The sequence below is a fragment of the Stutzerimonas stutzeri genome (assembly GCF_038561965.1).
In the GTDB taxonomy this organism is placed as follows: domain Bacteria; phylum Pseudomonadota; class Gammaproteobacteria; order Pseudomonadales; family Pseudomonadaceae; genus Stutzerimonas; species Stutzerimonas stutzeri_AA.
The window spans coordinates 4470357-4492586 of sequence record NZ_CP139348.1 but is presented as its reverse complement, the minus strand read 5'-3'; the positions used below and the strand labels follow the sequence as shown (position 1 = coordinate 4492586).

The 22230-nt window shown below is 64.3% G+C and carries 22 protein-coding genes; 13 read left to right on the top strand and 9 right to left on the bottom strand.

What is annotated here, in order from left to right; translation table 11 throughout:
• Position 1 precedes the first annotated feature (1 nt).
• Positions 2–634, bottom strand: coding sequence for an FMN-binding negative transcriptional regulator (locus SM130_RS20755; protein ID WP_102826670.1), 633 nt, complete (start codon positions 632–634; stop codon positions 2–4).
• 92 nt (positions 635–726) lie between these two features.
• Between SM130_RS20755 and SM130_RS20750 the strand changes: the two genes are divergently transcribed.
• The gene (locus tag SM130_RS20750) at positions 727–2196 is read left to right on the top strand and encodes a PLP-dependent aminotransferase family protein (protein WP_102826671.1); all 1470 of its coding nucleotides are present in this window, start codon (positions 727–729) and stop codon (positions 2194–2196) included.
• 64 nt (positions 2197–2260) lie between these two features.
• Here the strand turns inward: SM130_RS20750 and SM130_RS20745 are convergent, their stop codons facing one another.
• Positions 2261–3520 (bottom strand): dicarboxylate/amino acid:cation symporter, encoded by a 1260-nt coding sequence (locus tag SM130_RS20745; protein WP_102826672.1) that lies wholly within the window; start codon positions 3518–3520, stop codon positions 2261–2263.
• Positions 3521–3609: 89 nt separating this feature from the next.
• Positions 3610–5034 carry an aspartate ammonia-lyase gene (locus tag SM130_RS20740; RefSeq protein WP_102826673.1) on the bottom strand — a complete coding sequence of 475 codons (1425 nt, stop codon included), beginning with the start codon at positions 5032–5034 and terminating at the stop codon, positions 3610–3612.
• A 162-nt stretch (positions 5035–5196) separates the two neighbouring features.
• On the opposite strand from SM130_RS20740, the gene SM130_RS20735 reads away from it, so the two are divergent.
• The 7 genes from SM130_RS20735 (at position 5197) to SM130_RS20705 (ending at position 12192) form a co-directional block, all read left to right on the top strand.
• Positions 5197–6105, top strand: a complete 909-nt coding sequence (locus SM130_RS20735) for a LysR substrate-binding domain-containing protein (protein WP_102826674.1) — start codon at positions 5197–5199, stop codon at positions 6103–6105.
• Positions 6106–6237: 132 nt separating this feature from the next.
• On the top strand, positions 6238–8730 hold the full coding sequence (locus SM130_RS20730; RefSeq protein ID WP_102826724.1) for an ATP-binding protein: 2493 nt from the start codon (positions 6238–6240) through the stop codon (positions 8728–8730).
• Positions 8731–8888: 158 nt separating this feature from the next.
• The gene (gene purE, locus SM130_RS20725; protein WP_181019296.1) at positions 8889–9377 is read left to right on the top strand and encodes a 5-(carboxyamino)imidazole ribonucleotide mutase; all 489 of its coding nucleotides are present in this window, start codon (positions 8889–8891) and stop codon (positions 9375–9377) included.
• A 119-nt stretch (positions 9378–9496) separates the two neighbouring features.
• The gene (locus SM130_RS20720) at positions 9497–10582 is read left to right on the top strand and encodes a 5-(carboxyamino)imidazole ribonucleotide synthase (protein ID WP_102826676.1); all 1086 of its coding nucleotides are present in this window, start codon (positions 9497–9499) and stop codon (positions 10580–10582) included.
• A gap of 86 nt (positions 10583–10668) precedes the next feature.
• A complete protein-coding gene (locus tag SM130_RS20715) occupies positions 10669–10920 on the top strand; it encodes a GlsB/YeaQ/YmgE family stress response membrane protein (protein WP_003297756.1) in 252 nt (83 codons plus the stop codon).
• A 53-nt stretch (positions 10921–10973) separates the two neighbouring features.
• The gene (locus tag SM130_RS20710; RefSeq protein WP_102826677.1) at positions 10974–11510 is read left to right on the top strand and encodes a DUF3299 domain-containing protein; all 537 of its coding nucleotides are present in this window, start codon (positions 10974–10976) and stop codon (positions 11508–11510) included.
• Between the two features lie 10 nt (positions 11511–11520).
• Positions 11521–12192: a uracil-DNA glycosylase family protein gene (locus SM130_RS20705; RefSeq protein WP_102826678.1), complete on the top strand. Its 672-nt coding sequence runs from the start codon at positions 11521–11523 to the stop codon at positions 12190–12192.
• Here the strand turns inward: SM130_RS20705 and SM130_RS20700 are convergent.
• The 6 genes from SM130_RS20700 to oscA form a co-directional block, all read right to left on the bottom strand.
• A complete protein-coding gene (locus tag SM130_RS20700; RefSeq protein ID WP_102826679.1) occupies positions 12189–13178 on the bottom strand; it encodes a 2-hydroxyacid dehydrogenase in 990 nt (329 codons plus the stop codon). The two genes, SM130_RS20705 and SM130_RS20700, sit on opposite strands and share 4 nt — an antisense overlap.
• A gap of 107 nt (positions 13179–13285) precedes the next feature.
• Positions 13286–14290: a sulfate/molybdate ABC transporter ATP-binding protein gene (locus tag SM130_RS20695; RefSeq protein WP_102826680.1), complete on the bottom strand. Its 1005-nt coding sequence runs from the start codon at positions 14288–14290 to the stop codon at positions 13286–13288.
• A 2-nt stretch (positions 14291–14292) separates the two neighbouring features.
• The gene (gene cysW / locus SM130_RS20690; protein ID WP_102826681.1) at positions 14293–15168 is read right to left on the bottom strand and encodes a sulfate ABC transporter permease subunit CysW; all 876 of its coding nucleotides are present in this window, start codon (positions 15166–15168) and stop codon (positions 14293–14295) included.
• A gap of 13 nt (positions 15169–15181) precedes the next feature.
• The gene (cysT, locus tag SM130_RS20685; RefSeq protein ID WP_102826682.1) at positions 15182–15997 is read right to left on the bottom strand and encodes a sulfate ABC transporter permease subunit CysT; all 816 of its coding nucleotides are present in this window, start codon (positions 15995–15997) and stop codon (positions 15182–15184) included.
• Positions 15998–16261: 264 nt separating this feature from the next.
• Positions 16262–17260: a sulfate ABC transporter substrate-binding protein gene (locus SM130_RS20680; protein ID WP_102826683.1), complete on the bottom strand. Its 999-nt coding sequence runs from the start codon at positions 17258–17260 to the stop codon at positions 16262–16264.
• Positions 17261–17441: 181 nt separating this feature from the next.
• Positions 17442–17621: a sulfur starvation response protein OscA gene (gene oscA, locus SM130_RS20675; protein ID WP_102826684.1), complete on the bottom strand. Its 180-nt coding sequence runs from the start codon at positions 17619–17621 to the stop codon at positions 17442–17444.
• A 257-nt stretch (positions 17622–17878) separates the two neighbouring features.
• On the opposite strand from oscA, the gene SM130_RS20670 reads away from it, so the two are divergent.
• The 5 genes from SM130_RS20670 to ssuD all read left to right on the top strand — a co-directional run bounded on the left by SM130_RS20670 (position 17879) and on the right by ssuD (position 22083).
• The gene (locus SM130_RS20670) at positions 17879–18460 is read left to right on the top strand and encodes an alpha/beta hydrolase (protein ID WP_102826685.1); all 582 of its coding nucleotides are present in this window, start codon (positions 17879–17881) and stop codon (positions 18458–18460) included.
• Positions 18461–18514: 54 nt separating this feature from the next.
• Complete coding sequence (locus tag SM130_RS20665) at positions 18515–19153, top strand: peroxiredoxin (protein WP_102826686.1); 639 nt, start codon at positions 18515–18517, stop codon at positions 19151–19153.
• Positions 19154–19170: 17 nt separating this feature from the next.
• The gene (ssuE, locus tag SM130_RS20660) at positions 19171–19764 is read left to right on the top strand and encodes an NADPH-dependent FMN reductase (RefSeq protein ID WP_102826687.1); all 594 of its coding nucleotides are present in this window, start codon (positions 19171–19173) and stop codon (positions 19762–19764) included.
• A gap of 131 nt (positions 19765–19895) precedes the next feature.
• Positions 19896–20879 (top strand): sulfonate ABC transporter substrate-binding protein, encoded by a 984-nt coding sequence (locus SM130_RS20655; protein ID WP_102826688.1) that lies wholly within the window; start codon positions 19896–19898, stop codon positions 20877–20879.
• 55 nt (positions 20880–20934) lie between these two features.
• Positions 20935–22083 carry an FMNH2-dependent alkanesulfonate monooxygenase gene (ssuD, locus tag SM130_RS20650; protein ID WP_102826689.1) on the top strand — a complete coding sequence of 383 codons (1149 nt, stop codon included), beginning with the start codon at positions 20935–20937 and terminating at the stop codon, positions 22081–22083.
• The last annotated feature ends 147 nt before the right edge of the window (positions 22084–22230 follow it).

Below are 22230 nucleotides of genomic sequence, written 5' to 3'. Positions count from 1 at the left end.
TTCAGTCGATGATCGTCATGTGTGCAGCGAGGGCCTGGTCGCTTGGCTCAGACGAAGCAGACAGGCCTCGGCGGATGCCCAGCTGATCAGCGGCGGAGCGGTTCTGCCCGAGCTTCCATTTACCTTCCAAGCGTCGAATCGGCAGAGCGAAGCCGACGATGGCGCGCAACATGGCGTTCAGGTAGTCGGGCGGAGCGTCACCCACCGCCCAGGGTTGCGGGCGCCCGGCTTCATGGCGGTCGCTGAGGCGGCTGACGATCTGCAGCAGCCGTTCGCGGTCGTCGATCAGTTGCACCGGGCCGCGGGCATGTACGGCGATGTAGTTCCAGGTCGGCACGACCTTGCCGTGCTCCGCCTTGGCGGCGTACCAGCTGGGGCTGATGTACGCGTCCGGACCACTGAATACCGCCAGTGCCTCGATTCCGCCCTGCAGGTCGTGCCAGTGCGGATTGGCCTTGGCGAAGTGTCCATAGAGCGTGCCGAATTCGCCTTCGCCGGGTTCCAGCAGCAGCGGCAGATGGCTGGCTTGCACGCCGTCCGCGCTTGCGCTGGTCAGCAGCGCAAAGGGTGTCGCTCGGATCTGGCGGTGCAGCTCGGCAAGGTCGTCCTGGCGGAATGAGGCAGGCAAGTACATGGCATATCTCCAGATGCAGTGCTGTCATGCTAGGCAGGATATTGGTCCGCTGTAAGATCCATTCTCTGCGATTTCGATGGAGCCAATGAACCATGCCCACCCCGCCGCCGCTACCCGTCGATCTGTCCGGTATTACTCTGGATCGCACTCAGGGCCTGGCGCGGCAGCTCTACCAGGCGCTACGTGAACGCATTCTCGATGGTCGTCTGGCTGGGCGTACTCGGCTGCCGGCCAGCCGCGATCTCGCGACATTGCTGGGGCTATCGCGCAATACCGTCACCCGTGCATTCGATCAGCTCTATGCCGAGGGGTACGTTGAAGGCCGTGTAGGCGATGGCACCTATGTGGTGGAGTTCGCCAGCCAGCGCCCGGTGACGCCGCCAATCTCCGGGCCTGCGCCCACCGATGCGCTGCTGCGCCTGCAGCGCCATCACCTGCCGCCACCGGTGAGCGGTGCGCCGAGAGCCTTTCGCATTGGCGTACCGGCCTTCGATCTGTTCCCCTTCGATACCTGGGCGCGGCTCACGGCGCGCTTCTGGCGCAAGCCGTCAGCGGCACGCCTGGGTTATGGCGACCCGGCTGGCGATCCTGCATTGCGCGAGCTGGTGGCGGCTTACCTACGTAGCAGCCGCGGGCTCAACTGCGATCCGTCTCAGGTGGTGATTACCTGTGGCGCCCAGGAAGGCATCAGCCTGTGCGCCCAGCTGCTGGTGCAGCCTGGCGATCGTGTGGCGGTGGAAAACCCCGGCTATCGTGCTGCCGGCCATGCGTTTGCTCTAGCTGGAGCCGAGCTGTGCGGTGTTGCGGTGGATAGTGCGGGGCTGGACACCGCCGCCCTGGCCCAGATCGAAGGCTGCCGCCTGGCTTACGTTACGCCTTCGCACCAGTATCCGACCGGTGTGACCCTGTCGCTGGCGCGGCGCCTGGAATTGCTCGCCTGGGCCGAGCGCAACGAGGGCTGGATCGTCGAGGATGACTACGACGGTGAGTACCGTTACAGCGGTACGCCGCTGACCCCTCTGGCGGCGCTGGATCGGCAGGGCCGGGTGCTCTACGTCGGGACCTTCTGCAAGATCGCTTTTCCCGCGCTGCGCCTCGGCTACCTGGTGTTGCCTGCCGGCCTGGCCGAGGCCTTCGCCCGTCGTCGTGCATTGGACATGCGCCACTCCGATATTGGCAGCCAGGCGGTGATGGCCGAGTTCATCGCCGCCGGGCATTTCCAGCGTCATGTCAGACGCATGCGCCAGGCCGCTCGAACTCGCCGCGACACCTTGTTGCAGCACTGGCCTGAGGCAATTCCCGGCTGCGCTGCGTTGCCGGCGGTGGAGGCCGGGCTGCACCTGTGCGTGCCTGTACTGAACCAGGGCCGCGAGAACGAACTGATCGCTGCGGCGCGAGCGGCCGGTGTGGAAATGAACGGACTAGGGGATTACTGGCTGGACGGTCAGGCACCACCGGACGCACCGGGCGGGCTGGTGCTGGGGTTCGCGGCGGTTCCGGAAGCGCAGATCGTCGCAGCACTGCAACGCCTGCGCAGCGCCTGGGGCCTGCCGCCGGCATAGCAGCAGGCCAGGAGCGAGTAACAGCGGTTGCTGAGCGGGCGGATATCCGCCCGCTCAGATGCCGTCACTCCTTGTTGCTGCTGTCATAGATCGCGCGATCAAGTTCCTGCTCGCTACGGCCGACCAGGGTGGTCGTCATCAGATCGCCGGCGACGTTGACCGTGGTGCGTGCCATGTCGAGGATGCGGTCGATCCCGGCGATCAGCGCCACGCCTTCCAGCGGCAGGCCGGCGGCGCTGAGCACCAGGCTGAGCATGATCAATCCGGCGCCGGGGATGCCGGCGGTGCCGATGGAGGCCAGCGTCGCGGTGAGGATGATCATCGCGTACTGCCCGGCGTTGAGGTCGATGCCGAAAGCCTGGGCGATAAACAGCGCCAGCACGCCCTGATAGATCGCCGTGCCGTCCATGTTGATGGTCGCGCCCACTGGCAACACGAAGCCGGCGACGCCTTCGGACACCCCGAGATTCTTGCGTGCGCATTCGATGGAAACCGGCAGCGTGCCGGAGCTGCTCGACGTGCTGAACGCCACCGCCAATGCCGGGGCGATGCCCTGGAAGAAACGCAGCGGGTTGAGTCGCGCCAACAGGCCGAGCAGGCCACCGTAGACCAGCAGCACGTGGGCGATGCTGGCCAGGTAGATCACGCCGATCACGCCGGCCAGCGGCAGCAGTACCTCGGCGCCATGGCTGCCAACCACGCCGGCGGTCAGGGCGAACACGCCGATCGGTGCAACGCGCATCACCAGGTCGGTGAGCTTGTAGAAGGTTTCGGCCAGCGCATCGAACAGGCGCACGGCCGGCGCGCCGCGCTCGCCGATCAGGTTGATGCTCACACCCAACGCGATGGCGAAGACGATGATCTGCAGGATGTTGCCTTCGGCAAACGCGGTGACCGGGTTGGCTGGCACCAGCCCGACCAGGATCGACACCAGCGATGGCGCCTGCTTGGCCTGTTCGCTGCCGCTGGCGACCATGTTCATGCCTTCGCCCGGCGTGAACAACGCGCCGAACAGCAGGCCGATGCTCACGGCGAATGCGGTGGTTACCAGGTATATGGCAATCGTCTTCAGGCTGATGCGGCCGAGCTTGGCGCTGTCCTGCATCGAGGTGATGCCGGCCACCAGTGAAACGAACACCAGCGGCACGATGAGCATCTTGATCGCATTGAGAAACAGCGTGCCGATCGGCGCCAGCAGTTGCGCGTCGGTACCGAACGCGATGCCGGTGGCTACACCAAGCGCCAGGCCGATGAGGATCTGCTGCCAGAGCGGCAGACGAACGAGCAGGCGCAGGGGGGCGGAGAGGGTCGTACTCTGAGTCATGGGTTTTCCTGTTGTTTTTATTGTGCGAACGAGCCGCCATGGCGGCCCGTACAGCAAGCGCCCCGGCTATGTGCCGGGCGCAGGGGTGATCAGACCGCCAGCGGTGCCAGGCGTGGCGCGATCATGTTTTCCGGGCGCAGGATCTCGGCGAGCATGGCGTCGTCGAGCAGCCGCTCCTCGCGCACCAGTTCCAGCACGCTGCGGCCGCCGAGCAGTGCCTCACGGGCCAGGCGGGTGCTGTTGTCGTAGCCGATATAGGGGTTCAGCGCGGTGATCAGGCCGATGGAGCTCTCCATCAGCTCGCGGCAACGCGCTTCGTTGGCGGTGATGCCTTCGATGCAGTGCTCACGCAGCATGTCCATGGCGCGCTGCAGCAGGCGGATCGAGTCGAACAGCTTGTAGGCGATCAGCGGCTCCATCACGTTGAGCTGCAGCTGGCCGCCCTCGGCTGCCATGGTCAGCGCGAGGTCGTTGCCGATCACTTCGAAGGCGACCTGGTTGACCGCTTCGGGAATCACCGGATTGACCTTGCCCGGCATGATCGAACTGCCCGGCTGGCGCGGCGGCAGGTTGATCTCGTTAAAGCCGGTGCGCGGGCCGCTGGAGAGCAGGCGCAGGTCGTTGCAGATCTTCGACAGTTTTACCGCCAGGCGCTTGAGCATGCCGGAGAACAGCACGAACGAGCCCATGTCCGAGGTCGCTTCGATCAAGTCGGCCGCCTGGCGCAGCGGCTGGCCGCTGATCTGGGCCAGGCGCTGCACGGCGATCGACTGGTAGCGTGGGTCGGCGTTGATGCCAGTGCCGATCGCGGTGCCGCCGAGGTTCACTTCCAGCAGCAGTTCCGGCGCGAAGCCGCGTAGATGGTGCAGATCCTCGCCAAGGGTAGTGGCGAAGGCGTGGAATTCCTGACCCAGGGTCATCGGTACGGCGTCCTGCAGCTGGGTACGGCCCATCTTCAGCACGTGGGCGAAGGCATGACCCTTGCCAGTCAGCGATTGGCAGAGGCTATCCAGGCTGGCCAGCAGGGTGTCGTGGCCGAGCAGCAGGCCGAGGCGAATGGCGGTGGGGTAGGCGTCGTTGGTGGACTGCGCCATGTTCACGTCGTTGTTCGGGTGCAGGTACTGGTATTCACCCTTGGCGTGACCCATCGACTCGAGACCGAGGTTGGCGATCACCTCATTGGCATTCATGTTGGTCGAAGTGCCGGCGCCGCCCTGAATCATGTCCACCACGAACTGCTCGTGGTACTCACCGCGGATCAACCGGGCGCAGCCCTGGCTGATCGCCACGTGCTTGGTCTCGGGCAGGTAGCCCAGCTCGCGGTTGGCGTCCGCCGCCGCCTGCTTGACCATCGCCAGGGCGACGATCAGTTTGGGGTAATGCGCCAGCGGCACGCCGGAGAGGCGGAAGTTGTGCAGCGCGCGCAGGGTCTGGATGCCGTAATAGGCTTCGGAAGGGACGGGAAGGGTGCCAAGCAGGTCTTTTTCGACTCGCGATGATGCAACTTCGGACATGATGGTAATGTGGCTTCGGTAGGCGCAGGCAGTGCTGCAGTGCGCATAAAATAAGGCCTGCGGGTGTTTTGCCGCCAATGCCGTTGCCGGCTGGCCTATGCCGAAACGGCATAATGCAGGTGTGACTTCGCGCCGGTCGGAATCGTATCGAGGGATGTTCAGGTGAATCTGGAAACCAAGTGGCTGGAAGACTTCATTGCGCTGGCAGCGACCCGCAGCTTCTCCCAGGCGGCACAACGTCGCTTCGTCACGCAGCCCGCGTTCAGCCGGCGGATACGCTCACTGGAGGAGGCGCTTGGTCTGCAGCTGATCAACCGTTCGCGCACGCCGATCGAGCTGACCGAGGCCGGTCAGCTGTTCCTTGTCAGTGCGCGCAACATGGTCGAGCAGCTCGGTGAGGTGGTGCGCCATCTGCATCATGTGGAAGGCCAGCAGGGCGAGGTGTTGCAGATTTCCGCGGCGCACTCGCTGGCGCTGGGCTTCTTCCCGGCGTGGATCGGCGGCCTGCGCAACGACGGGCTGAACATCGCCACCCGGCTGATCGCTACCAACGTCGGCGAGGCCGTGCATGTGCTGCGCGAAGGCGGCTGCGACCTGATCCTCGCCTACTACGACCCGGACGCCGCGCTGCAGCTCGACCCGGAGCTGTTCCCCTCGCTGCACCTGGGGCGCACTGAAATGCTGCCGATCTGCGCGGCGGGTGCCGATGGCGTTCCGCTGTACGACGTCGACAGCGGGCAGACCGTGCCGCTGCTGGCCTACAGCGCCGGCGCCTTTCTCGGGCGATCGGTGAACCTGCTGTTGCGCCAGCGCGCGTTGCGCTCGACCACCGTCTACGAGACGGCCATGGCCGACAGCCTGAAAAGCATGGCGCTGCAGGGGCTCGGCATCGCCTGGGTGCCACGCCTGAGCGTCGAGCCGGAACTGCAGCGCGGCGAGTTGGCGATCTGTGGCAGCGAGCAGTGGCGCGTACCGCTGGAAATTCGCCTATACCGCTGTTCGCTGATGCGCAAGGGGGCGGTGCGGCTGCTTTGGCGGAGGCTGGAGGGCCGCGCTGCTGTGTCGGATTGAGCAACGCCAAGGCAGCGGCTTGTTGTCCTAGCGCTTTGCGCGTTGGGCCGTTGTCGTGGCGGCGATGTTATGATCGTCGCCCAGCCGCGCCTATTGCTGACATTCGCCTTGCGCGGCCGCTGGAGCCCATTCGTGCCCACCCCAAAGCCAATCGGCCTGCGTCAATGGATATGGCGGGCCTTCGTTCGCAGCGCGCTGATTCCGCTAATGCTGGTGGAGACCGCGCTGATCGCGATCTATCTGCTGACCAATAACGCCATCCGTGACGCGCAGATCGATCATCTGCGCGAGACCGCCCTCAACGATCTGCAGGCCGCAGTCAGCCTCGAATCGCGTCTGGTCAGCGAGCAGCTCAGCCAGGTCGGCTCGCTCACGCAGCTGTACCGCAACCTCACTGCGCAGGCTCTGCACGACGGCAAGCCCGGACGACTGCCTCCCTTGGCCCTGAGTGCCGATGGCGTGCGCTATAGCCCTGACGACGATGGCGGGGCCGCGGTGTTCTACTCCGGCGCGACGCCGGCCGAGCAGCACGACCTGCAAAAGATCGCCAGGTTGCGCCAGTTGGAACCGCTGATGAAGGAGATCGAGGCGCGCAATCCGCTGGTTGCCAGCCTGTATTTCAACAGTTGGGACAGTTTCAACCATATCTATCCGTGGTTCTTCACCCTCGATCAGTACCCGGCGGACATGGATATCCCCCGGTACAACTTCTATTACCTGGCGGATGCCGAGCACAACCCGTCGCGTGGCGTGGTGTGGACCGATGTCTACCTCGACCCGGCTGGCCACGGCTGGATGATGTCGGCGACCGCTCCGGTGTATAGCGGCGATTTCCTCGAGGGGGTGGTCGGCATCGACATCACCGTCAGCGGCATCCTCGAGCAGATCGGCCAGTTGCAGGTGCCCTGGGGCGGCTACGCCATGCTGGTCAGCAGCGACCTGACGATCATGGCCCTCCCGGAGCCCGGCGAAGAGGATTTCGGCCTGGCCGAGCTGACCGATCACCCGTACCTGGACGCGATTCGCAGCGAGATGTTCAAGCCTGAAGACTTCCGGCTCGATCGCCGCCCCGAAACGGCCGACCTGGCCGCCGCCATTTCAGGTGCCAGCAGTGGCGTGCAGCAGGTGATGCTCGGCGGTCGTCCGCAACTGGTGGCCTGGACCACCGTGGCGCAGACCGGCTGGCATCTGCTGGCGGTGATCGACGAGGTTGCGGTTTTCCGCCAGACCAACGCCCTGGCCAGCCGCTATCAACAGATTGGCTATCTGCTGATCGCCGGGCTGGTGTTGTTCTACATCGGCTTCTTCGCCCTCATGTGGCTGCGCGCACGCCAGCTCAGCCAGGCGCTGCTGACGCCGATCGCCGGCATTTCGCGGATGCTCGGTGACATCGGCTTGGGGCGCTGGCGGCCTGAGCCGGTGCATGCGCAAATCCTCGAACTCGATGAGATGTCCCGTCATACCCAGGACATCGGCAGCCGCCTGGCTTATAGCGAGTCCGAACGTTGGGAGGCGCAGCGGCGCCTGGAGCTGGTGCTGGAAAGCGCCACCGAGAGCCTCTGGGAATACGACATGCCCAACCACACGTTGCGCATGCGCGGCAGCATGGTGACGCGCTTCGGCCTGCCCTCTGGGCAACTCAGCGACGCCGAGTTCCGCCGCCGAATCCATCCGGACGACTTGCCGCAGGCATTGGCCCAGCTCGAGCGGGTAGGCCTGGGCTTGCAGCAACGCTACGAGGCCAAGTACCGCTTCGCCGACACGCAGGGGCAGTATTGCTGGTTGCTCAGCCGTGGCCGTGTGCTCGAGCATGACCCGGATACCGGTGTGGCCAAGGTGCTGGCCGGCACGCACGTGGATATCGATGCGCTCAAACGGGTCGAGGAGGAGCTGCGCACGGCGACCGTGCAGGCGCAGGCCGCCAGCGAGGCGAAGGGGCGACTGCTCTCGGGCATCAGCCACGAACTGCGCACGCCGCTCAATGCAATCCTCGGCTTCGCCCAGTTGATGCGCATGGACTGTGACGACGAGAGCCAATCCGAGGCGGCGGAGTATCTGGATGAGATCCTGCTTGCCAGCCGCCATCTCAACCAGCTGCTGGGGGAGATCCTCGAGTGGTCGAGCTTGCAGAACGAGCCTGCGCAGCTCGAGCTGCAACCGGTCAATGTCTGTGGCCTGATGCGCGAATGCGCCGAACTGATCTCGCTCGATATCCAGCAGCGCGGGCTGCATCTGGAAGTGGTGCCGGTGGATGAGCATCTGCTGGTGCTCGCCGAGCCGCGGCGTTTGCGCCAGGTGCTGCTGAATCTGCTTTCCAACGCCATGAAGTACAACATCCCTGATGGCCATATCAGCCTGCGTGCCGAAACCAGCCCGGGGCACGTGCGCCTCCTGGTCGAGGACACCGGCCTGGGTATCGATCCTGCACAGCAGGCGCAGGTATTCGAGCCGTTCCAGAGGCTCGGTCGGGAAAACAGCATGATCCAGGGCACCGGTATCGGCCTGTCGCTGTGCCTGGAGTTCGCCCGCCTGATGAGCGGCCAGCTGGGCCTGCACAGCGAGCCGGGCGTGGGCAGCCGCTTCTGGATCGAACTGCCGCGGGTGGTGCCGGCGCAGCTGCAGTAGTGCCCGACCGCGCGGGGTACTGGGCGGTCACGCCTTGCGCTATACTGCGCGGCTTTCGCGCGAGCGGCCGATGCCGTTTGCCGACCATCCAGGCCACGCTCTTTTGCGTGGTTTGTTGTTATTGACGCGCCCGCGGGCGCCCGATGAGAGGCACGACGATGAGCGCACTGGTAGGCGTGATCATGGGCTCCAAGTCCGACTGGTCCACCCTGAGCCACACCGCCGACATGCTGGAGAAGCTGGGCATCCCCCACGAAGTGACGGTGGTTTCCGCCCACCGCACCCCGGACCTGCTCTTCCAGTACGCCGAACAGGCCGAAGCCCGCGGCCTGCGCGTGATCATCGCTGGCGCTGGCGGCGCTGCCCACCTGCCGGGCATGTGTGCCGCCAAGACGCACCTGCCGGTACTTGGCGTGCCGGTGCAGTCGTCGATGCTTTCCGGTGTCGATTCGCTGCTATCGATCGTGCAGATGCCGGCCGGCGTGCCGGTCGCCACGCTGGCCATCGGCAAAGCCGGCGCGATCAACGCCGCGCTGTTGTCGGCGAGCATCATCGGCCATGAATTCCCCGAGTATCACCAGGCGCTGAAGAAATTCCGCGATGAGCAGACCCAGAACGTCCTGGATTGCCCGGACCCGCGCGGCTGAGCCGTCTGTGTCGGCTGCCCTCGCCAGACGCGGCGGGGCCCGGCCGGCGGGTATAAACTTGCTTTCCTGCGCCGCGCGACGCGTGCGCTTGATCTGCCGCCTACTGAAGGGCCGTTGATATGAAAATTGGTGTGATCGGTGGCGGCCAGCTGGGCCGTATGCTGGCGTTGGCGGGTACCCCGCTGGGCATGAACTTCGCCTTCCTCGACCCGGCACCAGACGCCTGCTCCCAGGCACTGGGCGAGCACATCCGTGCCGACTACGACGACAAGGATCACCTGCGCCGGCTGGCCGACGAAGTGGACCTGGTGACTTTCGAGTTCGAGAGCGTGCCAGCCGAAACAGTGGCCTTCCTTTCGCAGTTCGTGCCGGTCTACCCGAGCGCCGAATCGCTGCGTATCGCCCGTGATCGCTGGTTCGAGAAATCAATGTTCAAGGACCTCGGCATTCCGACCCCGGAATTCGCCGATGTCCAATCGCAGGCCGATCTCGACGCCGCCGTGGCCAGCATCGGTCTGCCGGCCGTGCTCAAGACCCGCACCCTGGGCTACGACGGCAAGGGTCAGAAGCTGCTGCGCAAGCCTGCGGACGTCAGCAATGCCTTCGCCGAGCTGGGTAGCGTGCCTTGCATCCTAGAAGGCTTCGTGCCATTCACCGGTGAAGTTTCGCTGATCGCCGTACGTGGCCGTGACGGCGAAACCTGTTTCTATCCGCTGGTGCACAACAGCCACGAGAGCGGCATCCTGCGGCTGTCGGTGGCCAGCAGTAATCACCCGTTGCAGGCACTGGCCGAGGATTACGTCGGTCGCGTGCTCACGCATCTCGACTACGTCGGCGTGCTGGCTTTCGAGTTCTTCGAAGTCGATGGCGGCCTGAAGGCCAACGAGATCGCGCCGCGTGTGCACAACTCCGGGCACTGGACCATCGAAGGCGCCGAGTGCAGCCAGTTCGAGAACCACCTGCGCGCCGTCGCCGGCCTGCCGCTGGGTTCGACCGACAAGCTGGGTGAGAGCGCCATGCTCAACTTCATTGGCGAAGTGCCGCCGGTGGAAAAGGTGATCGCCATCCAAGACTGCCATTTGCACCACTATGGCAAGGCCTTCAAGGCCGGCCGCAAGGTGGGTCACGCGACCTTGCGCTGCCCGGATCGCGCCACGCTGGACCGGCAGATCACTGCTGTGGAAACACTGATTCCCCATTCCTGAAGCCCGGCCGTCCGGCGACGGCGAACGGTGGCAGAGCTCTCGGGTCGGATGGGTTACCTACCTTTCGGACCTGAGGAGATTCATCCATGGGCATCATCGGCACCATCATCATCGGCCTGATCGTCGGCCTCATCGCACGCTTCCTGAAACCCGGCGACGACAGCATGGGCTGGATCATGACCATCCTGCTGGGTATCGGCGGCTCGTTGCTGGCGACCTACGGTGGCCAGGCGCTCGGCCTCTACCAGGCGGGCGAAGGCGCGGGCTTTATCGGCGCCGTGGTCGGTGCGATCATCCTGCTGGTCATCTACGGCATGGTTACCAGCCGCAAGCATTGATCCGCCACGGGGCCGCGCCCTGCGGCCCCGTTCCCTTCTGATGTAGTTGCCTTATGCGCAAATCCCTTCTTTCGCTGCTTTGCTGTCTCGCATTCGCTTCCCACGCCCAGGCCGCTCCGTCGGAACTCGATTGGCTCGAGCTGATGCCGCCCGAGGATCGTCAGGCTCTGGAGGAAATGCCCGAGATCGACCACGCGACGCCTGAAGACCTGGGTTTCAGTGATCAGGGCGGGTTGAAGCAGGAGGCCGGTCTGCCGGCAGTGATGTACTCGGCCAAGACCGTCGCCGAACTGAACGGCCGCGAGATCCGTCTCGGCGGCTATCCGGTGCCGCTGGAAAGCGACGAACGCGGGCGCAGCACCGAGTTCTTCCTGGTGCCCTATCCGGGCGCCTGCATCCACGTGCCGCCACCGCCGCCGAACCAGATCGTGCTGGTGCGTTATCCGAAAGGCATCACCCTGGAGGATATCTACTCGCCGCTGTGGGTCGATGGCCGCCTGCAGATCGAGCCGGTCAGCAACGACCTGGCCGACGCCGCCTATGCGCTGGACGCGGCGGCAGTCGAACTGGTCGACGAAAACGACTTCTGAGCTGCACGCGATGACCCTGCCAACCGAGATACGCCAGGCATTACGGGAATGCGCCGCCGTGACGGAAGGCATCGACCTGGAGGTTTACCAGGCTTTTGGCCGCGATCCTCTGGAGCCGATCATCGGTCTTGGCGACGCCGACGCACCGATCTGCTTTTTCGGTCGTGACCCAGGCCGCGAGGAGGTTCGCCATGGCGAGCCCTTCATCGGCTCTGGCGGGCAGATCGTCCGGCGTGTGCTTTATCGGCACCTGCACGGTGAGCAGATGCCGGATTTCGAAGCCGGGCGGGCGCTGGGGCGGCGCTACTTCTGGATCAACACCGTGCCGTACAAGCCGGTCGGCAACAAGGCCTGGTCGATGGCGGTCAAGCGCCGTTTCCACCCGCTGATGCGTCAGCTGCTGGTGGATAGCTGGCGGGGCCGGCATATCGTCACGCTCGGCCGCGAGGCGTTTCTCTGGTTCGGCATCGACCAGCCGCGCGGGGAGCGCCAACGCCTGGAGGCCTTTTGGCAGCGCGAAGAGCGCTTCAGCGCCAGCTTCGATGTCGAGCTGCAGGACGCGCAAGGCCTCGGGCGGGCCTTCACCCTGCACCCGCTGCCGCATCCCTCGCCGTTGAACCAGACCTGGTTCAAGCGCTTTCCTGATCTGCTCGAAGCCCGGCTGCGCCAGCTGGATCGTTAATCGCTGACCTGATTGCTGTTCTGCCCGGCCTGCCACGCGGCGACATTGTTCAGCGTGGTGCCGGCGATGGCGGCCAGCGCCTCATCGGTGAGAAACGCCTGGTGCGCGGTGACGATGACATTGGGGAACGACAGCAGCCGGGCCAGCACGTCGTCCTGCAGCGGCAGCCCGGAGTGGTCCTCGAAGAACAGCCCGGCCTCTTCCTCGTAGACGTCCAGGCCCAGGTAGCCGAGCTGGCCACTCTTCAGCGCGCCGATCAGCGCCGGCGTGTCGATCAGCGCACCACGGCCGGTGTTGATCAGCATGGCCCGCGGCTTCATGGTTGCCAGGCTTTGCTGGTTGATCAGGTGGTGGGTCTGCGCGGTGAGTGGGCAGTGCAGGCTGACGATATCGCTGCTGGCGAGCAACTCATCGAGCGGAACGTAGCGCATGCCGAGGCGTTCCAGCTCCGGGTTCGGATAGGGGTCGTACAGCTGCACTTCGCAGCCGAAGCCGAGCATGATCCGCGCAAACACGGCGCCGATCTGCCCACTGCCGACCACGCCAACGCGCTTGCCGACCAGATCGAAGCCGGTCAGCCCCTGCAGCGAGAAATTGCCTTCGCGGGTGCGGTTGATGGCGCGCGGCAGGCGCCGGTTGAGCGCGAGAATCAGCGCTACGGTGTGTTCGGCCACCGCATGCGGCGAGTACGCCGGCACCCGCACTACAGGCAGACCGAGGCGTTTGGCACACGGCAGGTCGACGTGGTTGTAACCGGCCGAACGCAGGGCGATCAGGCGCGTGCCGCCAGCGGCGAGCCTCTCCAGCACCGGCGCTGACAGCACGTCATTGACGAACGGACAAACCACTTCGGCCCCAGCCGCCAGCGCGGCGGTATCCGGGTCGAGGCGGGCTTCGAGAAAGTGCAGCTCGAAGCCATGGGTCTGATTGGCGGTCTGGAAGCTGTCGCGATCGTAGGGCTTGCTGCTGAACAGGGTGATGCGCATCGGGAGGCCTCGCTGAGAAGGACGACTGCCGACAGGGTGCGGCAGTTGTCCATCGAGGCCAAGTGACTTCCGTCGCTCGGCGTTATTTCAGCGTGTAACGCGGCGCATCAGCCGGCCTGAAGTACCGACGCGGGCTTTATCGGCTGGCCCTTGGGCTGGAAATACAGTGTCGCGCCGCGCTGCACACCGACCAGGCTGGCGTGGTCGTTGCCGACTTCCGCCTCGATCGGCTCGGCCTGGCCGGCCACCCTTAGCGTGACCCGAGTCAGCGCACCGAGCGGGCGGATATCACGCACTTCGCCGGCCAGGTGCTCGGCGACCGCTTCGCGACTCAGGGAAATTTCGTGCGGGCGGAACAGCACACTGCGTTCATCGTCCAGCTGCAGACGATTGGCGTCGCCGAGGAAGTGATAGACGAACTCGCTGGCCGGGTTGGCGTAGACCTCCACCGGCGTGCCGATCTGCTCGATCACGCCCTTGTTCATCACCACGATGCGGTCGGCGACTTCCATCGCTTCTTCCTGGTCGTGGGTGACGAACACCGACGTCAGGTGGACGTCTTCATGCAAGCGGGCCAGCCAGCGACGCAGCTCCTTGCGCACCTTGGCGTCCAGCGCGCCGAAGGGCTCGTCGAGCAGCAGCACCTTGGGCTCCACCGCCAGCGCGCGGGCCAGGGCGATGCGCTGGCGCTGGCCGCCGGAGAGCTGTTCCGGGTAACGGTCGGCGAGCCAGTCGAGCTGCACCAGGCCGAGCAGCTCGTGCACCTTCTCGGCGATTACCGCGTCGCTCGGGCGCTGCTTCTTCGGCTTCATGCGCAGACCGAAGGCGACATTGTCGAATACGGTCATGTGGCGGAACAGCGCGTAGTGCTGGAAGACGAAGCCGACGTTGCGGTCGCGCACGTCACGGCTGGAGACGTCTTCACCATGGAACACGATGCTGCCGCTGTCCGGCGTTTCCAGGCCGGCAATGATCCGCAGCAGGCTGGTCTTGCCGCAGCCGGACGGGCCGAGCAGGGCGACCAGCTCGCCGCTCTGGATGTGCAGATTGATCGCGTTCAATGCCTGGAACTGGCCGAAGCGCTTGTTGATATTGCTGATTTCGATCGACATGGTCATTCCTCGGCATTGGCATGCAGGCGGGCGATACGCGACTCGCTCCACTGCTTGAGCAGCAAGATCACCAGCGCCAGGGCCAGCAGCAGGCTGGCCACGCTGAACGCGGCGACATGGTTGTATTCGTTGTAGAGAATCTCGACGTGCAGCGGCAGCGTGTTGGTCAGCCCGCGAATGTGGCCGGACACCACCGATACCGCGCCGAACTCACCCATTGCCCGCGCGGTACAGAGCACCACGCCGTAGATCAGGCCCCATTTGATGTTCGGCAGGGTGATGTGCCAGAACATCTGCCAACCGCTGGCGCCGAGAAGCCGCGCGGCTTCTTCTTCGGTGCTGCCCTGTTCCTGCATCAGCGGGATCAGCTCGCGGGCGACGAAGGGCACGGTGACGAACAGCGTTGCCAGCACAATGCCCGGCACGGCAAAGATGATCTGGATGTCGCGATCATTCAGCCATTCGCCGAAATAGCCCTGGGCGCCGAACAGCAACACGTAGATCAGACCGGCGATCACCGGCGAGACCGAAAACGGCAGGTCGATCAGCGTGACCAGCAGGCTCTTGCCGCGGAACTCGTACTTGCTCACGCACCAGGCGGCGGCGACGCCGAACACCACATTCAGCGGCACCGAGATGCCCACGGCGAGCAACGTCAGCTTGAGCGCGGCGAGGGCGTCGGGTTCGAAGATTGCGCTGAAGAAGGTGCCGAAGCCCTGCTTCAACGCCTCGCTGACGACGATCAGCAGCGGCAGCAACAGAAACAGCGCGAAGACCAGCCAGGCAGCGACGATCAATAGCCGACGGCCGAGCGCGTTGCCGCGGCGCGTGGCATTGGCGGTGGTGTTTGCGGTCACCGATAGGGAAGCGGAAGTCATGTCGGTGGCCTCTTCAAGAATGCGCAATGCGGCGCTGCAACAGGTTGATGAGCAGCAGCAGGACGAACGACACCACCAGCATCAGCACGCCGATTGCCGTAGCACCGGCGTAGTCGTACTGGTCCAGCTTGACCATGATCAGCAGCGGCAGGATCTCGGTCTTCATCGGCATGTTGCCGGCGATGAAGATCACCGAGCCGTATTCGCCGACGCCGCGGGCAAAGGCCAGGGCGAAGCCGGTGAGCCAGGCGGGAAGCAACGCCGGTAGCAGCACGTGACGAACCACCTGTAGCGGACGCGCGCCGAGGCAGGCTGCGGCTTCCTCGACTTCACGCGGGATGTCGGCCAGCACCGGCTGGATGGTGCGCACCACGAAGGGCAGGGTGACGAAGGTCAGCGCCAGGGTGATGCCCAGCGGGGTGTAGGCAATCTTGAAGCCCAGGTCGGTAGCGAACTGACCGATCGGCCCGTTCGGTGCGTACAGCGCGGTCAGCGCAATGCCGGCCACCGCGGTGGGCAGGGCGAAGGGCAGATCGATCATCGCCTCGATGATCTTGCGGCCAGGAAAGCGATAGCGCACCAGCACCCAGGCCAGCAGCGTGCCGATGATGCCGTTGAGTACCGCGGCGACGAAGGCGGTGCCGAAGCTGAGTTTCAGTGCCGCCAGTACACGCGGCGCACTGACGATGGCGATGAACTGCGCCCAGGAGAGTTCGGTGGTCTTGAGAAACAGCGCACCCAGGGGAATCAGCACCAACAGGCTGAGGTACACCAGGGTGTAGCCCAGCGTCAGCCCGAAGCCGGGTATGACGGAGGTAGATCGGGACATGGAAGTTGCCTTTTATTCGAGCGACTGGCGGAAGCGTCACGAGGGCGTGCAGGGTGGAAGTCGCCTTTTACATCCACCATCGCCCTCCGAGCGGGAGCGATGGTGGATCGATGAAGCGTGATCCACCCTACGTACGCGATGTTTCGGCTGAAGCGTCACGAGCGCAGCGTGTAGGGTGGAAGTCGCTTTTTACTTCCACCGGCGGCCCTCTCCGGTGGGCGATAGTGGATCGATGAAGCGCGATCCACCCTACGAAGCCACGGCTTACTGCGTCTGGTAGATCTGGTCGAAGATGCCGCCATCATTGAAGAATTTCGGCTGCGCGGTCTTCCAGCCGCCGAAATCCCCGTCGATGGTGACCAGCTTCAGCGCCGGGAACTGCTCCTTGAACTCGGCGGCCACGGCCTCGTTGCGCGGCCGGTAGAAGTTCTTCGCCGCGATGCGCTGCCCTTCCTCGCTGTACAGGTAGTTCAGGTAGGCCTCGGCGACCGCCCGCGTGCCCTTGCGCTCGACGTTCTTGTCGACCACCGCGACCGGCGGCTCGGCGAGGATCGACAGCGAGGGCGCGATGATCTCGAAGTTCTCGCCACCTTGTTCTTTCAGCGCCAGGAAGGCCTCGTTCTCCCAGGCCAGCAGCACGTCGCCGATACCGTTGTTGCCGAAGGTGACGGTCGAACCGCGGGCGCCGGTGTCCAGCACGGGCACGTTTTTGTACAGCGTCCCGACGAATTCCTGCGCCTGCCCCTCGGTGCCGTACTTCTGCTGCGCGTAGGCCCAGGCGGCAAGAAAGTTCCAGCGCGCACCGCCGGAGGTTTTCGGGTTCGGCGTGATCACCTCGACGTCCGGCTTGATCAGATCGTCCCAATCCACGATGCCCTTCGGGTTGCCCTTGCGCACCAGGAACACGATGGTCGAGGTGTAGGGCGTGCTGGCGTCCGGCAAACGGGTTTGCCAGTCCAAGGGAATCAGCTTGCCGAGGCGATGCAGTTCGTCGATATCCCCAGCCAGGGCCAGTGTCACCACATCGGCGCGCAGACCATCGATGACGGCACGGGCCTGCTTGCCGGAGCCGCCATGGGACTGCTGGACCTTGATTGGCTCGTGGCCCTGGGCCTGCCAGTGCTTGTTGAAGGCTTCGTTGAATTCCACGTAGAGCTCGCGTGTCGGGTCGTAGGACACGTTGAGCAGGGTATCGGCGGCCAGCGCGTGGCCACCGATCAGCGCGCTCGCCAGAGCGGCGAGAGCGAAACGGCGAATGGACATGGTGCAGCTCCTGAAAACAGATCGATTTGGTGTTGGCTATTACTGAATTCGGTGTCGGGGCTTTCAGTTCCGCATTCGCGGACGACAGCTGCAGTACCGGTGCGTGTTCATGCTTATGGCTCTTCTCATGTTCACGCCCTCCGGTGGTCCAGTCGGGCTGGTGAATCGGGTTATGAAGGGATCAGGTGTTCTTGTTTGTCGGCTGCAGACGGAATTTTTCCTTGCGCTCGATCTGCACCACCTGGCCGTTATGCACGGTGATCTCAACCGAGCCGAACTTGAGGCCGTGCAGGGCGTTGTGGATCTCGCGCAGGATGCTGGCTTCGTCCTGACCTTCGAGGTTGCGAACAGTCGCGGTCATTTTTCTCTCTCCGTGAAAGCCTTCGTGACGGCCACACAGCCGTAGCCAGTAAGGCGTGGGGCAGATACTAGGCGCACCTGAAATATTCTTAAAAATATTGTTTAAGAACATTTATAGATCATTTAGGAATAAAGCACCGAAGAGCTACACTGAGATCGCATATGCATAAATAGAATAATCAAATAATTTCTTATTCTTTTTAAGTGGGTCCGGCATCTGCCTAGACTGGCTGCCATGACTTGCAGGAGGCGCCGAACATGCGCAGCGAATCCATCCATTATCTGATCGTGCCGGGCTGGTATGGCTCGCCCGACGAGCACTGGCAGACCCATTGGCAACGCACGTTACCCAACAGCGCCCGGGTCGAGCAGCGCGACTGGATAGCGCCGCGACGGGAAGACTGGGTCGCCGAGCTGGAGCGCAGCGTTGCCGCCAGTACCGAGCCGGTCATCCTGGTGGCGCACAGCCTGGGCTGCATCACCGTTGCGCACTGGGCGGCGCACGCCCCGCTGGAGCTGCTGGACCGGGTTCGCGGTGCGCTGCTGGTTGCGCCCGCCGATGTCGAGCGCAGCGGCTGCCCGCAACCCCTGCGAAGTTTCGCGCCGATCTCACGCCAGCCATTGCCGTTCGCCAGCCAACTGGTCGGCTCGGATAACGACAACGCTTCCAGCGCCGCGCGAGCCGCCGCAATGGGCGGCGACTGGGGCAGCGAGACCACGATCCTGTCTGGCGCCGGGCATATCAATGTCACCTCGGGACATCATCGTTGGGAGCAGGGCTTCGCTTTTCTGTACCGCCTGCAAAACCGTATCGAGCAGCAGGCCCGTCGGAGCGCTTGAGCGCCGGCTGGCACCACTGGCAAACGCAGCAACTCACGCAAAGGAGAAGACAAGATGAGTATCCGCCTCGGCGATATCGCCCCCGATTTCGAACAGGACTCCAGCGAAGGCCGCATTCGTTTCCACGAATGGCTCGGCGATAGCTGGGGCGTACTGTTCTCCCATCCCGCCGACTTCACGCCGGTGTGCACCACCGAGCTCGGTTTCACCGCCAAGCTCAAGGACGAATTCGCCCAGCGCAACGTTAAAGCCATTGCCCTGTCGGTGGACCCGGTGGATTCCCACATCAAGTGGATCGACGACATCAACGAGACGCAGAACACCCGGGTCAACTTCCCGATCCTGGCTGATGCCGACCGAAAGGTCTCCGAGCTGTATGACCTGATCCACCCGAACGCCAACGACACGCTGACGGTTCGTTCGCTGTTCGTCATCGATCCAAACAAGAAGGTGCGTCTGACCATCACCTACCCGGCGAGCACCGGGCGCAATTTCCACGAGATCCTGCGGGTAATCGATTCGCTGCAGCTGACCGACAACCACAAGGTCGCCACCCCGGCCAACTGGCAGGACGGCGACGAGGTAGTGATCGTGCCTTCGCTCAAGGACGAGGAAGAAATCAAGCAGCGCTTCCCGAAAGGCTATCGCGCCGTGAAGCCGTACCTGCGACTGACCCCGCAGCCCAATCGCTGATCCAGAAGGACGCCAGTATGTTGGTCGTTTCTCTTGCTGGTAGCCCCAGCCAGCGCTCGCGTTCCGGCGTGCTGCTGGATGTTGCCGGGAGCTGGCTGCGCGAACGCGGCATTGAGGTCGTTAGCTACGGCATACGCGACTTCGATGCGGCCGATCTGCTACATGCGCGCTTCGACAGCCCGCTGGTGCTGCGTTTCATCGAACATGTCGAAGCGGCCGACGGCTTGCTGATCGCCACTCCGGTGTACAAGGCCTCGTTTTCCGGCGCACTGAAAACGCTGTTGGACTTGCTGCCTGAGCGCGCGCTGGCACACAAGGTCGTGTTGCCGCTGGCTTCCGGCGGCAGCGTGGCGCACATGCTGGCAGTGGACTACGCGCTCAAGCCGGTGCTGTCCGCACTCAAGGCGCAAGAATTGCTCCACGGTGTATATGCCGTCGACGCGCAGATCCGCTATGCCGAGGGTGAGTGCCCGGCCAGCCTGGCGCCCGAGCTGCAGGAGCGTCTGGACGAGTCACTGCAGCAACTGTACGCCGCGCTGGCCCGCCGGCCGCAGCCGCTCGATCCGAAGTTGTTGCAGGCCAGCCTGACCGACACGCGCTGGAGTATCTAGCCACGCTGCAGGTTTCAAACCGTAAGTAAGCAAAGCTGAACCCGGCGGCACCTTGCCGCTACCCGCCTTACTCGCCCGCCAACGGGCAAGCAGGTCGTAAATCCAAACTCAAGACTGTCAAGGAGAGTGCCATGCGCACCAATACCTTGCGTCGAGGACTGGTCGCCCTGTTTGCCGCGACCATTTCCTTCGGCGCGATTACCCAGACTCAGGCCAAACCGAAGCAGGAGAATGTCCTGCGCATCGGTTATCAGAAGTACGGCACGCTGGTGCTGCTCAAGGCGCGCGGTACGCTGGAAAAACAGCTGGCCGAGCAAGGCTTCGAGGTCCGCTGGACCGAGTTTCCGGGCGGCCCGCAACTGCTTGAAGGGCTCAATGTCGGCTCCATCGACTTCGGGGTGACCGGCGAGACGCCACCGGTATTCGCTCAGGCCGCCGGTGCCGATCTGCTCTACGTGGCACACGAGCCCCCAGCACCCTCCGGCGAAGCCATCCTGGTGCCGAAGGATTCGCCGATTCGTTCGCTGAGTGACCTCAAGGGCAAGAAGATCGCGCTGAACAAGGGCTCCAACGTGCACTACCTGCTGGTGCGCGCCCTGGAGTCGGCGAAGGTCAAATACAGTGATATCCAGCCGGTCTACCTGCCGCCAGCGGATGCTCGCGCAGCGTTCGAGCGCGGCAGTGTCGATGCCTGGGTGATCTGGGACCCGTTCCAGGCGGCCGCCGAGGCGCAATTGCAGGCGCGCACCTTGCGCGACGGCCAGGGACTGGTCAGTAACCACCAGTTCTATCTGGCGGCACGCCCATTTGCTGAGAACCATCCCAAAGTGGTCACCACGCTGATTGAGGAAATCCGCGATATCGGCCATTGGGTGGAAGCGAACCCTGACGAAGCCACCGCCCAGGTGGCGCCGTTGCTCGGTCTGTCCAGCGCGATTACCCGCAAGGCGGTGATCCGCCAGGGCTACGGCGCTAAGCCGATCAGTTCATCGGTTGTGCGTGCGCAGCAGCATATCGCCGACACCTTCACCGATCTCAGGCTCATTCCGAGAAAGCTCGTCATTCAGGACGTGATCTGGACACCGCCAAAGAGCATCGCGCAGCACGCGGAATAACCCCTATCCATACCCGGTTCGCTGCGGCGGGCCATGGCAACACGGAGCCATATTCATGAGCCTGAACATCTTCTGGTTTCTGCCCACTCACGGTGACGGCAAGTACCTCGGGACCGCCGAAGGCGCCCGCGCGGTCGATCACGGTTATCTCACCCAGATCGCCCAGGCCGCCGACCGCCTTGGCTACGGCGGCGTACTGATCCCGACCGGACGCTCTTGCGAGGATTCCTGGCTGGTGGCTGCATCGCTGATTCCGCTGACGCAACGCCTCAAGTTTCTCGTCGCCTTACGCCCGGGAATCATATCGCCGACCGTGGCGGCGCGGCAGGCGGCGACTCTGGACCGGCTCTCCAACGGCCGGGCGCTGTTCAACCTGGTCACCGGCGGCGACCCGGATGAGCTGGCCGGCGATGGGCTCAATCTCAGCCATGCCGAACGCTATGAAGCCTCGGTGGAATTCACCCGCATCTGGCGGCGCGTGCTGGAGGGTGAAACCGTCGACTACGAGGGCAAGCATCTGCAGGTGAAGGGCGCCAAGCTGCTCTATCCGCCGATCCAGCAACCGCGCCCGCCGCTGTACTTCGGTGGTTCGTCCGAGGCGGCCCATGAGTTGGCAGCTGAACAGGTAGACCTGTACCTAACCTGGGGTGAGCCGCTGGAGGCGGTGGCCGAAAAGATTGCCGACGTACGCGCCCGTGCCGCCCGGCATGGCCGCACGGTGCGCTTCGGCATCCGCCTGCATGTGATCGTGCGTGAAACCAACGAAGAAGCCTGGGCCGCTGCCGACCGGCTGATCAGCCATCTGGACGACGACACCGTAGCCAGGGCTCAGGCTTCGCTGGCGCGCTTCGACTCGGTGGGTCAGCAACGGATGGCCGCGTTGCATGGTGGACGGCGCGACCAGCTGGTCGTCGCGCCCAACCTCTGGGCCGGTGTCGGCCTGGTGCGTGGCGGTGCTGGAACCGCCCTGGTCGGTGACGGCCCGACGGTCGCTGCGCGAGTGAAGGAGTACGCCGACCTGGGCATCGATACCTTCATTTTCTCCGGCTATCCGCATCTGGAAGAGAGCTATCGCGTCGCCGAACTGCTGTTCCCGCACCTGGATCTCGCCGAGGCGCAACGGCCGGAAAGTCGAGGCTATGTCAGCCCGTTCGGCGAAATGATCTCAAGCGACATCCTGCCAAAGGCTGCCGCGGCAAGCTGACGTTCATGAGCACGGTGGGGGGGGATTTTGGTTCGCCTCTGCGGTGACCGATCCATTGGTGGGCTGAAGCCCACCCTACGAAGCGAAGGCCTCGCCTGCTGTCAGGGGCCACGGTGGAATATCGCTACTCGTTGGTGACACCGACTG

What these genes read in the sequence shown, in the direction of transcription:
- SM130_RS20720 (WP_102826676.1), top strand. Translation starts at nt 9,497, where the DNA reads ATGAAAATTGGTGTGATCGGTGGCGGCCAGCTGGGCCGTATGCTGGCG.
- SM130_RS20740 (WP_102826673.1), bottom strand. Translation starts at nt 5,034, where the DNA reads ATGTCCGAAGTTGCATCATCGCGAGTCGAAAAAGACCTGCTTGGCACC.
- SM130_RS20750 (WP_102826671.1), top strand. Translation starts at nt 727, where the DNA reads ATGCCCACCCCGCCGCCGCTACCCGTCGATCTGTCCGGTATTACTCTG.
- SM130_RS20755 (WP_102826670.1), bottom strand. Translation starts at nt 634, where the DNA reads ATGTACTTGCCTGCCTCATTCCGCCAGGACGACCTTGCCGAGCTGCAC.
- SM130_RS20710 (WP_102826677.1), top strand. Translation starts at nt 10,974, where the DNA reads ATGCGCAAATCCCTTCTTTCGCTGCTTTGCTGTCTCGCATTCGCTTCC.
- ssuE (WP_102826687.1), top strand. Translation starts at nt 19,171, where the DNA reads ATGTTGGTCGTTTCTCTTGCTGGTAGCCCCAGCCAGCGCTCGCGTTCC.
- purE (WP_181019296.1), top strand. Translation starts at nt 8,889, where the DNA reads ATGAGCGCACTGGTAGGCGTGATCATGGGCTCCAAGTCCGACTGGTCC.
- ssuD (WP_102826689.1), top strand. Translation starts at nt 20,935, where the DNA reads ATGAGCCTGAACATCTTCTGGTTTCTGCCCACTCACGGTGACGGCAAG.
- SM130_RS20680 (WP_102826683.1), bottom strand. Translation starts at nt 17,260, where the DNA reads ATGTCCATTCGCCGTTTCGCTCTCGCCGCTCTGGCGAGCGCGCTGATC.
- SM130_RS20670 (WP_102826685.1), top strand. Translation starts at nt 17,879, where the DNA reads ATGCGCAGCGAATCCATCCATTATCTGATCGTGCCGGGCTGGTATGGC.
- cysW (WP_102826681.1), bottom strand. Translation starts at nt 15,168, where the DNA reads ATGACTTCCGCTTCCCTATCGGTGACCGCAAACACCACCGCCAATGCC.
- SM130_RS20715 (WP_003297756.1), top strand. Translation starts at nt 10,669, where the DNA reads ATGGGCATCATCGGCACCATCATCATCGGCCTGATCGTCGGCCTCATC.
- cysT (WP_102826682.1), bottom strand. Translation starts at nt 15,997, where the DNA reads ATGTCCCGATCTACCTCCGTCATACCCGGCTTCGGGCTGACGCTGGGC.
- SM130_RS20665 (WP_102826686.1), top strand. Translation starts at nt 18,515, where the DNA reads ATGAGTATCCGCCTCGGCGATATCGCCCCCGATTTCGAACAGGACTCC.
- SM130_RS20655 (WP_102826688.1), top strand. Translation starts at nt 19,896, where the DNA reads ATGCGCACCAATACCTTGCGTCGAGGACTGGTCGCCCTGTTTGCCGCG.
- SM130_RS20705 (WP_102826678.1), top strand. Translation starts at nt 11,521, where the DNA reads ATGACCCTGCCAACCGAGATACGCCAGGCATTACGGGAATGCGCCGCC.
- SM130_RS20695 (WP_102826680.1), bottom strand. Translation starts at nt 14,290, where the DNA reads ATGTCGATCGAAATCAGCAATATCAACAAGCGCTTCGGCCAGTTCCAG.
- SM130_RS20700 (WP_102826679.1), bottom strand. Translation starts at nt 13,178, where the DNA reads ATGCGCATCACCCTGTTCAGCAGCAAGCCCTACGATCGCGACAGCTTC.
- oscA (WP_102826684.1), bottom strand. Translation starts at nt 17,621, where the DNA reads ATGACCGCGACTGTTCGCAACCTCGAAGGTCAGGACGAAGCCAGCATC.
- SM130_RS20745 (WP_102826672.1), bottom strand. Translation starts at nt 3,520, where the DNA reads ATGACTCAGAGTACGACCCTCTCCGCCCCCCTGCGCCTGCTCGTTCGT.